Source organism: Kitasatospora sp. NPDC002543 (assembly GCF_053594915.1).
The window spans coordinates 46,972-60,709 of sequence record NZ_JBSFWR010000013.1; the positions used below are offsets into that span (position 1 = coordinate 46,972).

Below are 13,738 nucleotides of genomic sequence, written 5' to 3' on the forward strand. Positions count from 1 at the left end.
CCCTCGCATCGGAAGGTGACAGAAACCCATGGCTGAAGGCGATCCGCTCTCCACACACATATTCGGCGTCCAACTCGGCGGCTACAACGTCGAGTCCGTCAAGGAGATCTCCAACCTGACGGTCGAACAGGACGTCGTCGAGTACAAGCAGGTGACCCAAGAGGGCAAACTGATCGTCCGCAAGCAGCCCGGCGCCCGGCTCCCCGGTGAGGTGACCATCACCCGGGGTCTGGACAAGAGCGGCGCGTTCACGGAGTGGATCAAGGAGACCCTGAACAACGGGGCGATCAACACCGCGCGGCAGAACCTCACCATCGAGGTCAAGGACACCACCGGTGCCACCCTGCGGCGCATCCAGCTCACCAACGCCTGGGCGAGCCGCTGGGAGGGCCCGACCCTCAGCGCCGGCGAGTCCAGCCCCGCGACCGAGACCGTGACCATCGTGTTCGAGGAGATCTCGGTCGAGTGAGGCGCAAGATCGGCCTGGACGAGCTGCTGGAAGGGGCCGCGGCCCCGCAGCACGCCGCACCCCAGCAGCAGGCCCCGGCGGCAGCGGCGGCGGCGCAGCCCCGGGGGCGGGCGCCGCACACCGAGTTCGAGTTCGAGCTGCCGCTGGGCTACGTCGACGACGACGGCACCGTGCACCGGCACGGTGCCATGCGCCTGGCGACCGCCCGCGACGAACTGATGCCGCAGATCGACCTGCGGGTCAAGGAGAACCCGGCGTACCTCAGCGTGGTGCTGCTCAGCCACGTGATCACCCGGCTGGGCGACATCGGCGACGTGCACACCGGGATCGTCGAGCGGATGTACGCCACCGACGTGGCCTTCCTCCAGGACCTCTACCAGAGGATCAACAGCGAGGGCCACACGCGTGCCGCGGTGACCTGTCCGCACTGTGACGGCGCCTTCGAGGTCGACCTCGCCGGTGGGCGCCTGGGGGAATCGTGACGTACGCGCCTGCTCGGCTGTACGAGGAGATCGCGTACATCGCGTACCACTTCCACTGGCAGCGGGAGGACATCCTCGACCTGACCCACCGCGAACGCGGGCAGTGGGTCAGGGAGATCGCCCGGCTCAACACCCGCATCAGCGAAGGCGGGTGAGCCGGGTGGGGCTTCGGGACTGGATGGGCCGCCGCAGGGGCGGCGGTGCCGCCGTCGACGGCAGCGCGGTCGACGGCTCCGGCGGCAGCGCTGCCGGTGCTGCCGCGGGCGGGTCCGACGGCGGTTCGTCCGGCCGCTCGGCCGGCATCCCGGCCGACGGTACGGGCACGGCCGTCCAGCGGCGACCGGCGGCCGGGGACGGGGGCTGGCGCGCGGTCGCGCCGCTGGCCCCGACCCTGGCCGGGCCGGCCCGCGGCGTCAGCGACGGCCTGGCGTTCCGGTCCCGGCTCACCTCCTGGCAGGACCCCTCGCTCTGCGGACCGCTCGGCCACGCCGTCCTGCCGACCGCCCCCGCCGGCATCCTGCGGGCGGTGGCACGGCCGGGCTCCCCGGCACCCGTTCGCGCGGGCGGGGACGAGCTGGTGGTTCCGGTCCTCCCCCGGGAAGCCGGGGCGGAAGCGCCGGTGGGGGAGGGGCAGCCGGGCTCGTCCCGGCCGGGGCCTCCGGTCCAGCGGTCGGTTCGGCTGCGGCGGCTCCCGGTGCGCCCCGGGCCGCGCCCGGCGCGCACGGGCGGCGCCGAGCGGCGGCCGGTGGCGGCGGCCGGGGCCGACGGCGGCGCGCCGAGGCCCGCCACGGCGGCACCCGGCCCGGCGGCGTCCGCTGCGCCCGATGTTCCCGTTGTTCCCGCGCCCGGTGGGCCGAAGTCCACCGTGGCGAGGGAGAGTTCACCGAAGTCCGCTGCGCCGCGGGCCGCTTCCGGGACGCCCGTTGCCGAGGCACCCGCCGCCGGGACTCCCGGCCCGGCGGTGCCGAGGGCGGCGTCGACTCCTGGCGGGGCTGGGCCCGAGCCGGGCACCGCCTCCCCGCGTCCGAACGTCCCCGCCGTCCGGGCCGACCGTCCGGTGCGTCCGCGTGCCGTCGGTGCCCCGCTGGTCGTGGCGAGGCGCCCGAGGGCGCTGTCCGCGCGCCCGGTGGCAGCCGTCCCGGGAACGGGCAAGGCGCCGAACACCGCCACCGGGCCGATGGTCCGGGGCACCGACGCGCCGACGCCCGTGGCTCCGGTGTCCGTGGCTCCGGCGTCCGAGGCTCCGGCGTCCGCCGCGACGGCGACGCCGGAAGCCTCCGACGCCACCCACCGCCCGTCCGCGACCTCCACCGCCGCCGCGCCCGCCACCGCCGCGCCCGCGAGCAGCGGGGGGACCGAAGGGACGGTCCAGCGTTCCGTCGCGCCCGGTCCCGCGGCCGCGGCACCCGCCCGCCCGGTCCTCGGCGCGCCCCTGACCGCTCTGCCCGCGAGCGCCACGCCGCAGGCCGCCGGTGGCCCCCGGGCCACCGGTGCCGCCCCGTCGGCGCCGGCCATGCCCGTCGTCCCCGCCGACGCGGGGGCCGCCGCCGATGACGCCCGGCCCTCCGGCGGAGTGGGCCACGACACCACCGCCCCGGTCCGCCGCGCCCGTGCGGCCGGCGATCCGGGCGGCAGCCCGGCACCGACCCGGGTCGGGCGCGGGCCCGCCTCCGGCGCCCCCGTCCAGCGCGCGCGGTCCGCGCAGCCCGCACCGTCGGCCGCTGACCGTGCCGCGCCCGCCCGGTCGTCCGAACCGGCGCCCGCCCGGGTTCGCGGGCCGCTGGACGACGTGCCCGTACAGCGCTCGGCGTCCGAGGCCGGTACGCCCGCCGCGACCTCGTCGCCGACCCCGGACCGTGCTTCGTCGGCCCGGTCCGGTCCGACGCCCGCTCAGGTGAGCGGGCCCGTCGAGGACGTGACCGTACAGCGGGCGCCCTCCGGGCCCGTCGGCCCGCCGACGCCGGCCCGGCCCGACCCGTCTCCTGCCCGTACGCGCGGCGGCCTGGGCGCGCCGCTCGACGCGCTGCCGCCGACGGCGGCCGTGCCCGGGGGCACCGCCCCGCTGCTCGGCGGGCGCGGACCGGTCCAGCGGATCGCGGCCCCGGCGACGGACGGCGCCGTGCCTTCCGTCACCCCGCCGCCGGCCGGCGCGGGGCTGCCCGTGCAGCGGGCAGCCGGGCACCCGGGCGACGGCCCGTCGGGGGCGGTGTCCCCGATCCGGGGCGGCCAGGACGGGCGCTCGGCGGGTCCGACCGCCGCGACCGCCCCGCCCACCCCGTCCGCCCCGTCCGCCGGTGGCAGCAGTGCCCGCCCGGGTGCGGAACGCCGCAGGCGTGGGCCGGCCGCCGGACGGCCCCTGTCCTCCGCAGCCCCGCAGGGGACGGCGGGTGGCCCCGCCGCAGCGCCGTCCGGCAGCGACAGCAGTGGCAGCGGCGGCCCCGAGCGGACGCCGGGGGCCGTCGGCCGCCCGGCCGGTCCCCGGCCGCGCCCGTCGAGCGCCCCGCCCGGGCACGGCACCGGGCCGGTGCCCGTCGTGACGGTTCCCGCCCGTCCGGTCCTGGGCGGCCTGGGCGTGCAGCGGGCCGTCCAACGCACCGGCACACGGCGCGGGTTGCTCGGCGACCGCCGGATGACGGTCTCCCTCGCCACCCCGCCGGCACCGTCCGTGCCCGCCGCTGCCGCCTCGGCCGGCGCCCGCCCGGCGTCGACGCCGCCCGTGGTCCGGGCCGCCTGGCCCAACGCGCTCGCGTCCCAGCCGGACAGCGCGCCGTCGGCGGCGGCCACCGCTCCGCGGCGTGCACTCTCACCGGACCGGCGCTCGCCGGGTGCCCGGGGCGGCGGACCGGCGGCCGGGAGTTCGGCAGTCGGCAGTTCGGCGTCCGGGGGTTCCGCCGCGTGGACGGGCGCGGGGCAGCTCCCCGCCCCGGGGACGGCCGCGCCGCGCGGGGTCGTGGCCGCCGTGCAGCGTGCCTTCTCGCGCCGGTCGCCGGACCGGGTCGCCCGCCCGTCGGTGACAGGGGGTCCGCCGGTGTCCGGCGGCACCGCCCCGACCGCGGCCGCACCCGCGTACCCGTCGCCGGTGTCGTCCGGTCTGCTGCCCGGTGCGGCAGCCCCGGGAACCGGTGCCCCGGCACTGCCCCGGCCCGGCGCCACGAGCCCCGGTCGCCCGGCTCCGCGCGGGGCCGCCACGCCGACCTCCGCCGCGCGCCCGCCGGTCGTCCGGCTCCGGCCCGTGACGGCCCCGGGTGCCCCGGGCGCCCCGGTGTCGCAGGCCGCCCCGTCGATCCAGCGTCTCCCCGCGCCCTCCCGGCCCCCGCGGCCCGCCCCGGCGCAGCCGCCCACCCTCGCGTCCTCGCCGGGCCCGGGCCCGGGCCCGGGCTGGTCGGTGGGTCCACAGCCCGCCACGTCGACCGCCGCCTCGCCCGTGCCCGTCGTCTCGTGGTCCCTGCCGGCCGGGTCCCGCCCGGGCGCGCGGCCCGCGTCCTCCGGACCGTCCGCGCCCGGTACCGCACAGGTGCTGCAACGGGTGGCCGAGCAGGCGGGCCTGACCGGCATCCCGCTGACCGCCGTGCCCGCGCGCACCCCCACCACCGTCCAGCGCGCCGCGGAGCCCACCGCGAAGGCCCCCGGCGGCCCGGCCGCCGGGTCGCCCGCGGCCCCGCACGCCGCGGCGCACGCCGACCCCGCCGACCTCGACGAACTGGCCCGGCGGCTGGTCGAACCGGTCGGCCGGCTGCTGCGCACCGAGGTGCGCAGGGGCCGGGAGCGCAGCGGCAAACCGTACGACATGCGCCGCTGAGCCCGGGCCGGCCCGCGGACCGCCACGCCACCTGGCACGGCGCGGGCGAACGGGAACGGCCGACAGCCGGCCGCGGCAGCGACATGACCGGAAGCACGGAGCAGGAGCAGAAGCGATGACCGACAACATCTTCGCGTCCAGTGTGTTCTTCAGCCTGACCATCGGCGGCAACGACCTGGGCGAGTTCACCACCTGCTCGGGGCTCGGCGCCCAGGTCGAGATCGAGCAGTACGCCGAGGGCGGCAACAACGGCTTCGCCTGGCAGCTGCCGGGCCGGATCACCTGGTCGAACATCACGCTGACCCGCGCGGTCACCGCGGACACCACCAAGATCGCCCGCTGGCTGTCCGAGATCGTCCGCAAGGTCGAGCCGAAGGACGGCGAGATCGTGGCGCTGCGGCCGGACCTGAGCCGGATCGTCGGCTGGCAGGTGCTCGGGATCGTCCCGGTGCGCTGGGAGGGGCCGTCCTTCGACCCCGCCAACTCCCAGGCGGCGATGGAGACCCTGGAGATCGCCCACGCGGGCCTGCGCCCCTCCTGACCCCCGCCGCCGAAACGCCCGGCCCCCGAAACGCCCCACCCACGAACGCCCCGCCAGCCCGATCCACGGAAGGAGCACCAGGATGTCCTCAGCGGTCCCCGCCAGCGTCACCCGGGCCCAACTGACCATCATGGAGCCACCGGCCACGGTCGGCGCCCAGCCCGGCGGCACGCTCGCCCAGCTCCGGCTCCAGTTCAACCCGGCGACCCTGCGGCTCAGCAAGACCACCGAGTGGCGGCGCACCCCGTCCCGGATGGCCGGCGAGTCCGCGCTGCCCGAGTTCGTCGGCAGCGGCCCGCGCTCGCTCTCCCTCGACGTGTTCCTGGACTCCACCGCGACCCACGACAACTCGGTGGAACGGGCGGTGGAGCAGCTGATGACGGCGTGCGTGCCCACCCCGACCAGCCTGGCGCGCAAGACGCCGGCCAGCCCGTGGATCCGGCTGGACTGGGGCACCCTGAAGACCACCTCGTTCAACGGGGTGCTGACCGGCCTGTCGGTCACCTACTCGCTCTTCGACGTCGACGGGAAGCCGCTGCGCGCGGTCTGCTCCCTCACCATCGACGAGGCCAGCGTCGACCCGGCCGGCCAGAACCCGACCTCCGGCTCGCCGGAGGCCCGCAGCACCCACCGGGTGATCGCCGGCGACAGCCTCCCGATGCTCGCCTGGCGCGCGTACGGGGACGCCACCGCCTGGCGCACCATCGCGGAGGCCAACGACATCGACGACCCGATGGCCCTGGTCCCCGGCGAGGACCTGATCGTGCCGGGCATCGAGGAACTCACCCAGAGCGGATCCACCGGAGGCGGACGGCCGTGACCACTCCCGAGGCCCGCGGCGGGCGCCCCTTCGCCGCCGATCCCGTCGTCGAGGCGCCGGGGCCGCTGCCGCCGATCTGGGCGACCCAGCTGGTCTCCTGCGACATCGAGGAGAGCGTCGGCCTGCCCGACACCGCCGTGCTGTCCTTCCGCGACGCCGACCACACCTTCCTCTCCGCCACCGGGATCACCATCGGCACCCCGCTGAAGGTGTCCGTGGTCACCGTGCAGGGCAACACCCGGGCGCGGCTGTTCACCGGCGAGGTGACGGCGCTGGAGCTGGAGGTGGACACCACCGGCTCGTACACCGTGGTGCGGGCCTCGGCGGTCACCCACCGGCTGATGCGCGGGCGCCGGGTGAAGGCCTTCCGCAACATGACGACCGCCGACATCGTCCGCCAGGTCGCCTCCGGCGCGGGCCTGACCTGCGGGAAGGTCGACTCCTTCCCGGTCGTCCACCAGCAGCTCTCCCAGGCGAACGTCCCGGACTGGGAGTTCCTCCAGTTCCTGGCGCAGGAGAGCGGCGCCCAGGTGCGGGTGGACGACGACGGGAAGCTGGAGTTCGTCCGGCCCGACCCGGCCTCCGGCGCACCGGCTCCCTCCACCCCCGCGCCGCAGAACCCGCTGGTGCTGGAGTACGGCCGCAACCTGCTGGAACTGCGCGGCGTGCTGACCGGCGCCGGGGGAGCGGACACCGTCGAGGCGCGCGGCTGGAACGTCACCACCAAGAGCGCCCTGGTCGCCACCGAGCCCGCGGTGACCTCCCAGGCCGTGCAGCCGGGGATGAGCCCCTCGGTGGTCGCCTCCGCCTTCCCCGGCCAGGCCCGGCTGACCGTCGCGGACACCCCGTACCGCACCCAGGCGGAGACCGCCTCGGTGGCCCGCTCGCTGGCCGCCTCGGTCGCGGCCGGCTTCGGCGAGCTGGAGGTGGTCGCCGAGGGCAACCCTCGGCTGCGGGCGGGCACCGCCGTCGCGCTGGGCAACGTCGGCGCCGCCTTCTCCGGCCGCTACACCGCCACGGGGGTGCGCCACCTGATCGAACCGTTCCGCGGCTACCGCACCACGGTCGTGGTCAGCGCCGCCCCCGACCGCTCGCTGGCCGGCCTGACCAGCGGCGGCAACGCGCCGCCGCGCGGGCCGCGGATGCCCGGCCTGGCCGTCGCCGTGGTGACCGACGTCCGCGAGCCGGGCGGCGGGCAGCGCGGCTGGGTGAAGCTCAAGTTCCCCTGGCTGGACGACACCTACGTCTCCGACTGGGTGCGCACCGTGCAGTGGGGCGGGGCCGGGGGCGGCGGCGTGGTCAGCCCCGAGGTCAACGACGAGGTGCTGGTCGGCTTCGAGCAGGGCGACCTGGACAGCCCGTACGTGCTCGGCGGGCTCTACAACGGCGTGGACCGGCCCTCCCCGCACGACGTGCCCCTCGTCGACGGGGCCTCCGGCAAGGTCAACCGCCGCTCCGTGGTGTCCCGTTCGGGCCACCGGATGGAGCTGCTGGACGTGCCCGGCGGCAAGTCCGGCGTCCACCTGGCGAGCGGGGACGGGAAGTTGGAGGTCAGCCTGGACCAGCAGCGCGGCGAGATCGTGCTGACCGTCCACGGCCCCGGCGGCGGGGCGGGCAGCACGGTGCGGCTGAACTCCTCCGGCATCACCCTGGACGCGGGCACCGGCGCGGTGAACGTGCGCGGCGGATCGGTCACCGTCCGGGGCACGACCTCGGTCAGCGTGGACGGCGGCGCCGAGGCGGTGCTCAAGGCGGCCCTCATCAGAATCAACTGACGTGACGTCAATGTGCAATGGCAGTATGACGAGTGCCCGCGACACAGCACGGCACCATCCGAAACGGAGACCGCAGATGCCCCCCGCAGCCCGGACCGGCGACATGACCGATCACGGCGGCGCCCTCACCACCCCGCCGCCGGGGGCCGCCCTCAAGGTGGCGACCGTGCTGATCGGCGGCCGCCCCGCCGCCGTGGTCGGCACCGTGCACGCCTGCGTCGTCCCCCCGCACCTGGCCCTGGGCCCCGGCGACGTGGTGCTGCCCTCCCCGGGTGCGCTGACCCGCGGCATGGTGCTGATCGGCGGCCTGCCCGCGGCCCGGATGGGCGACAAGACGACCTGCGGCGCCACCATCACCATCGGTGCCCTCAACGTGCTGATCGGGGGCTGAGCATGAGCGAGCGAAGCGAGGGGGGCGGCGCATGAGCGGCAGCTTCATAGGCCGCGGCTGGGCCTATCCGCTGCGGGTGAACGCCACCGGTGGCATCGCCATGGTGGAGCGGGACCGCGAGCTCGCGGAGGCGATCCGGCTGATCCTCGGCACCGCCCCCGGCGAGCGGCCGATGCGCCCCGAGTTCGGCTGCGGCATCCACGAGTACGTCTTCGCCCCTGGCGACAGCACCACCGCCGGGCGGATCGCCCGCGAGGTGCGCATCGCGCTGGAGCGCTGGGAGCCGAGGATCGAGGTCGACGACGTGGTGATCGCCTTCGACAGCGTCGAGGAGGGCACGCTCTACATCGACGTCCACTACACCGTGCGGGCCACCAACGACCGCCGCAACCTGGTCTTCCCCTTCTACACCATCCCGGAGCACCCGGAGGCCGAGCCGTCGGCCGCGACGAACGGGGGTTCCCGCTGATGGCCCTGCCCTCCCCGAACCTGGACGACCGCCGCTTCCAGCAGCTCGTCGACGAGGCCAAGCGCTACGTCCAGCAGCGCGCCCCGGAGTGGACCGACCACAACGTCTCCGACCCGGGCGTCACCCTGATCGAGACCTTCGCCTATCTGGTGGACCAGCTGCTCTACCGGCTGAACCGGGTGCCGGAGAAGAACTACGCGGCCTTCCTCGACCTGCTCGGCATCCGGCTGTTCCCGCCCGCCGCGGCCCGGGCCGAGGTCGACTTCTGGCTGTCCGCCCCGCAGGCCGAGACGGTCCTGCTGCGCGCCGGCACCGAGGTCTCCACCCTGCGGACCGAGACCGACGAGGCGGTGGTCTTCTCCACCGCCGAGGACCTGCCGATCGTCCCCAGCTCGCTGGAGCGGCTGGTCACCGTCTCCGCCTCCGGCGAGCAGTCCGACGGCACGGCCCGGCTGGCCGACGGCGCGGACGTGCCCTGCTTCCAGCGCCGCCCGGTGGCCGGGGACGCCATGCTCTTCGCCCTGCCGGCCGTGGTGCCGCGCTGCATCCTGGTCGTCCGGCTGGACAGCCGGGTGGAGGGCGTCGGCGTCGACCCGCGCCAGCCGCCGCTGGCCTGGGAGGTCTGGGACGGCGCGCGCTGGATCCCCTGCGAGACCGGCGAGGACACCACCGGCGGCCTCAACCGGCCCGGCGAGGTGGTCGTCTTCGTGCCCGCCGGCCACACCGCCTCGGTGATCGCCGGCCGCCGGGCCGGCTGGCTGCGCTGCCGGGTCACCGAGCCGCGGCAGGGCCAGCCGTTCTACTCCGAGTCGCCCACCATCCGGCGGGCCGAGGTGTTCACGGTCGGCGGCACCGCCACCGCCGTCCACGCCCAGACCGTCACCGACGCGCCGCTCGGCGCCTCGGAGGGCGTCGCGGGCCAGCGCTTCCGGCTCGCCCGGCCGCCGGTGCTGCTCGACGGCGAGCCCCCGGTGGTCGAGGTCGCCGCGGGCGAGGGCTGGGAGCGCTGGACGGTCGTCGAGCACTTCGGCGAGTCCTCGCCGGCCGACCGGCACGTGGTGCTGGACGCGACCACCGGCGAGTTCCTCTTCCCGCCCGCGGTCCGGGAGCCGGACGGCGGCCTGCGCGCCTTCGGCGCCGTCCCGCCCAAGGGGGCGCAGCTGCGCGTCCCCCGGTACCGCACCGGCGGCGGGATCGCGGGCAACGTCGCCCGGGGCACCGTCACCGTGCTGCGCAGCTCCGTCCCGTACATCGCCCGGGTGGACAACCGGGAGGCGGCGCGGGGCGGCGTCGACGGCGAGACCGTCGAGAACGCCAAGGCCCGCGCCCCGCACCAGCTGCGCCTGCAGGAACGCGCCGTCACCGCCGGGGACTTCGAGCTGATCGCCCGGCAGGCCGCGCCGTCCGCCGCCCGGATCAGCTGTGTGCCGGCCGCGGGAGGGGAGGCCGGCGCGGTCCGGGTGCTGGTCGTCCCCGACGCCGTCGCGGACGAGGGCGACCGGCTGCGCTTCGAGCAGCTGATCCCCGACGAGCAGGTGCTGGCCACCGTGGCGGCCGCCCTCGACGAGCGGCGCCTGATCGGCACCCGGCTGGTCGTCCAGCCGCCGTCCTACCAGGGCGTGACGGTCGTCGCCCGGCTCACCACCCGCTCCGCCGACCCCGAGCGGGTCCGCGAGGAGGTGCTCGCCGAGCTGTACCGGTACCTCAACCCGCTGCGCGGCGGAGCGAAGGGCACGGGCTGGCCGTTCGGCCGGTCGGTGCAGTACGGGGAGGTGTTCGCGGTGCTCCAGCGGGTGGCGGCCGTCACGGGCGTCGAGGAGCTGCGGCTGTTCCCGGCCGACCCGATCACCGGGCGCCGGGGCGCGCCCGCCGAGCGGGTCGAGGTCCCGGCGGACGCCCTGGTCTTCTCCCACCAGCACCAGGTCGTGGTCAGCGCGGCCGCCGAGGACGGGCTGTCATGACCAGAGCCGCGGTCCCCGGACTGCCCAGCCCCTACCCGATCGGCCGGCTGCTGCCCGCGATGTACGCCGACGACGACTTCGCCCAGCGGTTCACGGCCGGCCTGGACACCGTCCTCGCCCCGGTCTTCGCGACCCTGGACAACCTGCCCGCCTACTTCCAACCCGGCCTCGCACCCGCCGACTTCCTCGACTGGCTGGCCTCCTGGGTCGCCGTCGAGGTGGACCCGTCCTGGCCGGTGGAGACACGCCGGGCGGTGGTCCGGCGCGCGGTGGAACTGCACCGCTGGCGCGGCACCCGGCGCGGCCTCACCGAACGGCTGCGGCTGGTGCTCGGCGCCGGAGCGGAGATCGTGGACGGCGGCGGCGCCTCCTGGTCCACCGACCCGGCCGCCGGGCTGCCGCCCGCACCGGGCGGCGACGTACTGGTCCGGGCCTGGCCGTTGCGCGGAACCGGACTGGACGAGGACCAGGTGCGGGCCGTCGTGAGGGCGGGCCTGCCGGTCCATCTGACCTGCCGGGTGGAGATCCTGCCCGGCCCACCCGGGCGAGCGGAGGGCTGACGGATGCCGGTGTGCCCCGAATGCGGGACGGCCAACGGCGAGGGTGACGACTTCTGCGGCAACTGCGGTGCCTACCTGGGCTGGTCGCGCACCGCTGCCGCCGCCCCGGCGGCGACGGTCGCGCCCGTGGCGGGGCCGGTGGCGGCGCCCGCCCAGGCCGCCCCCGAGCCGACGCCCGCGCCCGCGCCCGCGCCTGCGCCCGCGCCGACGCCCGCGCCCGCCGAATCGACGCGGCGGAGCACCTTGCGCCGCATCGCGCGCCCCAAGCCGGAGGCCAAGCCCGAAGCCGAACCGGAAGCCAAGCCGGAAACCAAGCCGGCGCAGGCCGAGGAGGCGGCCAAGCCCGGACCCGAGCCGACCGCCGAGCCCGGGGTACGGTCCGCGACCACGGCTGAGGCGAAGCCCGAGACCGAGCCGGCGGCCGAACCGGCGGCCAAGGCGGAGCAACCGCCCGCCGAGCCCCAGGCCCCGCCCGCCGCCGAGCCCTCGCGCCCGAACCCCGCCCCCGTCCGACCGGCTCCCGCCCGGCCCCCCGTCTCCGCACCGAAGGCCTCCGCACCGAAGGCCTCCGCGCAGGCCGACCCGGTGGCCGTCCAGCCGGCCAAGCCCGTCGCGCCCCGCCCCGTCACCCGCCAGGCCGAGGCCGTCGAGACCCAGGACGGCCCGCCCTGCCCCCGGTGCGGCACGCCCAACCTGCCGGAGCGGAAGTTCTGCCGCCGCTGCGCCGCCCCGCTGACCCCCACCGCGGCCGCCCCCGAGCTGCCCTGGTGGCGTACCCGCTGGCCGTTCCGGCGCCGGGTGCGGGTCGGCGGCTCGGGCAACGCGCTGCGCCGCACCATCGCGCTGCTCGCGCTCGTCGCCGTGGTCGTCGCCGGGATCCTGCTCTACCCGGCGGGGAAGGTCGCGTTCCAGGACGTGCTGGACAAGATCCGCAAGACCGCGCCGATCGCCCCCGCCGGCACCGTGGCGAGCGCCGCCGTCGAGGGGCATCCGGCCACCGCCGCCGACGACGGCCTCACCAACACCTACTGGGGCGCACCCGCGATCGGGGACTCCGTCACCTTCTCGTTCCGCACCCCGTTCCGGCTGGTGGACCTGATCGTCCACACCGGCGACTCGGTGGACCCGGAACACTTCCGGCAGCAGGCCCGCCCCGTCGTCCTCACCCTGGAGGTCACGGAGAAGGGCGGCAAGGTGCACACCCAGCAGGTCTCGCTCAACGACCAGCCCGGCCCGCAGACCGTGCAGACCGGGATCAGCGACGTCACCCAGGTGAAGCTCACCGTTCGGGAGGCCGCCGGCACCGGCCCCGGCCGCGCCATCGCGCTCGCGGAGGTGGAGTTCTTCAAACGCGCCTGACCGCGCCGCCGCCACGGGAGGAAGCGATGGTCTACCGGATCCACTTCACGGCCGAGGACCTGGCCAGGACCCGGCTCTCGGATCCGATGCCGTTCTCCGAACTGTTCGCCGCGGCAAGGGCCTTGCAGGGCCGGGGCCTCGCGGCGCGGCTGGATCCGTGGCGGCGGCGAGTCCTGGCCGGGCTGCCCGGGCGGGCCCGCATGGCGCTGTCCCTGGTGCCGGCGGACGGCTGGGCCCCGACCTTCCTCATGCCCGCGGTGGCCGCCGACCCGGCGCAGCTGCTGGAGCGGGTCCGGGCCACCCCGGGCGGCCTCGTCGGGGCGGAGCTGGCCGCGATCGCCGAGCACCAGCCCGTCCCGGGGTGGGCCCGGCACCTGGCGGACGACGGGGCGCTGCGCGGGGAACTCGCCGACAGCCTCGGCCTCCTCTACGAGCACCTGGTCGGCCGCCACTGGCCGCAGCTCCTCGACCGCCACGCCGCGGACCGGGCGGTCCGGGTGCGTCAGTTCCTCGGTGGCGGCGTCGAGTCCCTGCTGGCCGGGGCCTGCCCCCGGTGGATGCGATGGAACCCGCCGGTGCTGGAGGTCCGCAGCCCGGTCGACCACGACCTGTACCTCCGCGGGCAGGGGATCCTGCTGGGCCCCTCGGTGTTCGCGACCCGGGTCACGGTCAGCGACGACACCCACGGCCAGCCCCTGCCCGTGGTCACCTACCCGGTCGACGACAGCCGGCCCGCGGACTGGTCGGTCCTCCTCGGACCCGACCGGCTGCCGGCCGGATCGACGGTCGCCCTCTCCGCCCTGCTCGGGCACACCCGTGCCGCCGTCCTGGAGACGATCGCCGAACACCCCGGCTGCTCGACGAAGGAACTCGCCGCCCTCGCCGGGATCACCCCGTCCAGTGCCAGCGAACACGCCACCGTGCTCCGCGAGGCCAGGCTGATCGGCACCTCCCGGTACCGCAACGCCGTCCTGCACACCCCGACCGCCCTCGGCCTCGGCGTGCTCGGCGACACGCCCGATCCGTCCGCTTCCGGCCGGAGTCGGGTGGAGCGGCCCTGATTCGGACCAGCCCGAATCTCGTGGAGCGGCGGTCCGGCGGCCACGGAGACT

At 76.6% G+C, this 13,738-nt stretch carries 13 protein-coding genes; all 13 read left to right on the plus strand.

Going from position 1 to position 13,738, the window contains the following annotated elements:
- The first annotated feature begins 28 nt into the window (after positions 1-28).
- The 13 genes from ACWD4P_RS08615 (at position 29) to ACWD4P_RS08675 (ending at position 13,687) form a co-directional block, all read left to right on the plus strand.
- Entirely contained in the window at positions 29-469 is a 441-nt protein-coding gene (locus tag ACWD4P_RS08615; RefSeq protein ID WP_359830535.1) for a phage tail protein, read from the plus strand.
- Entirely contained in the window at positions 466-951 is a 486-nt protein-coding gene (locus ACWD4P_RS08620; RefSeq protein ID WP_449779060.1) for a hypothetical protein, read from the plus strand. The genes ACWD4P_RS08615 and ACWD4P_RS08620 overlap by 4 nt, the downstream gene beginning before the upstream one ends.
- Positions 948-1,106, plus strand: coding sequence for a DUF6760 family protein (locus ACWD4P_RS08625; protein ID WP_181970396.1), 159 nt, complete (start codon positions 948-950; stop codon positions 1,104-1,106). Before ACWD4P_RS08620 ends, ACWD4P_RS08625 begins: the two co-directional genes overlap by 4 nt.
- A gap of 3,371 nt (positions 1,107-4,477) precedes the next feature.
- A complete protein-coding gene (locus ACWD4P_RS08630; protein WP_449779061.1) occupies positions 4,478-4,750 on the plus strand; it encodes a hypothetical protein in 273 nt (90 codons plus the stop codon).
- 115 nt (positions 4,751-4,865) lie between these two features.
- On the plus strand, positions 4,866-5,291 hold the full coding sequence (locus tag ACWD4P_RS08635) for a phage tail protein (protein WP_359830489.1): 426 nt from the start codon (positions 4,866-4,868) through the stop codon (positions 5,289-5,291).
- Positions 5,292-5,373: 82 nt separating this feature from the next.
- Positions 5,374-6,111 (plus strand): CIS tube protein, encoded by a 738-nt coding sequence (locus tag ACWD4P_RS08640; protein ID WP_359830487.1) that lies wholly within the window; start codon positions 5,374-5,376, stop codon positions 6,109-6,111.
- Entirely contained in the window at positions 6,108-7,886 is a 1,779-nt protein-coding gene (locus ACWD4P_RS08645) for a VgrG-related protein (protein WP_359830485.1), read from the plus strand. The genes ACWD4P_RS08640 and ACWD4P_RS08645 overlap by 4 nt, the downstream gene beginning before the upstream one ends.
- A 76-nt stretch (positions 7,887-7,962) precedes the next feature.
- Positions 7,963-8,277, plus strand: coding sequence for a PAAR domain-containing protein (locus ACWD4P_RS08650; RefSeq protein ID WP_359830483.1), 315 nt, complete (start codon positions 7,963-7,965; stop codon positions 8,275-8,277).
- Positions 8,278-8,308: 31 nt separating this feature from the next.
- Positions 8,309-8,746: a GPW/gp25 family protein gene (locus ACWD4P_RS08655; RefSeq protein WP_359830481.1), complete on the plus strand. Its 438-nt coding sequence runs from the start codon at positions 8,309-8,311 to the stop codon at positions 8,744-8,746.
- On the plus strand, positions 8,746-10,707 hold the full coding sequence (locus ACWD4P_RS08660) for a putative baseplate assembly protein (RefSeq protein ID WP_449779062.1): 1,962 nt from the start codon (positions 8,746-8,748) through the stop codon (positions 10,705-10,707). Before ACWD4P_RS08655 ends, ACWD4P_RS08660 begins: the two co-directional genes overlap by 1 nt.
- Complete coding sequence (locus tag ACWD4P_RS08665) at positions 10,704-11,267, plus strand: phage tail protein I (protein ID WP_449779063.1); 564 nt, start codon at positions 10,704-10,706, stop codon at positions 11,265-11,267. Before ACWD4P_RS08660 ends, ACWD4P_RS08665 begins: the two co-directional genes overlap by 4 nt.
- A gap of 3 nt (positions 11,268-11,270) precedes the next feature.
- On the plus strand, positions 11,271-12,626 hold the full coding sequence (locus tag ACWD4P_RS08670; protein WP_449779064.1) for an NADase-type glycan-binding domain-containing protein: 1,356 nt from the start codon (positions 11,271-11,273) through the stop codon (positions 12,624-12,626).
- A gap of 26 nt (positions 12,627-12,652) precedes the next feature.
- Positions 12,653-13,687 carry an ArsR/SmtB family transcription factor gene (locus ACWD4P_RS08675; protein WP_449779065.1) on the plus strand — a complete coding sequence of 345 codons (1,035 nt, stop codon included), beginning with the start codon at positions 12,653-12,655 and terminating at the stop codon, positions 13,685-13,687.
- Positions 13,688-13,738 lie beyond the last annotated feature (51 nt).

What these genes read in the sequence shown, in the direction of transcription:
- ACWD4P_RS08640 (WP_359830487.1), top strand. Translation starts at nt 5,374, where the DNA reads ATGTCCTCAGCGGTCCCCGCCAGCGTCACCCGGGCCCAACTGACCATC.
- ACWD4P_RS08665 (WP_449779063.1), top strand. Translation starts at nt 10,704, where the DNA reads ATGACCAGAGCCGCGGTCCCCGGACTGCCCAGCCCCTACCCGATCGGC.
- ACWD4P_RS08670 (WP_449779064.1), top strand. Translation starts at nt 11,271, where the DNA reads ATGCCGGTGTGCCCCGAATGCGGGACGGCCAACGGCGAGGGTGACGAC.
- ACWD4P_RS08675 (WP_449779065.1), top strand. Translation starts at nt 12,653, where the DNA reads ATGGTCTACCGGATCCACTTCACGGCCGAGGACCTGGCCAGGACCCGG.
- ACWD4P_RS08615 (WP_359830535.1), top strand. Translation starts at nt 29, where the DNA reads ATGGCTGAAGGCGATCCGCTCTCCACACACATATTCGGCGTCCAACTC.
- ACWD4P_RS08650 (WP_359830483.1), top strand. Translation starts at nt 7,963, where the DNA reads ATGCCCCCCGCAGCCCGGACCGGCGACATGACCGATCACGGCGGCGCC.
- ACWD4P_RS08655 (WP_359830481.1), top strand. Translation starts at nt 8,309, where the DNA reads ATGAGCGGCAGCTTCATAGGCCGCGGCTGGGCCTATCCGCTGCGGGTG.
- ACWD4P_RS08660 (WP_449779062.1), top strand. Translation starts at nt 8,746, where the DNA reads ATGGCCCTGCCCTCCCCGAACCTGGACGACCGCCGCTTCCAGCAGCTC.
- ACWD4P_RS08635 (WP_359830489.1), top strand. Translation starts at nt 4,866, where the DNA reads ATGACCGACAACATCTTCGCGTCCAGTGTGTTCTTCAGCCTGACCATC.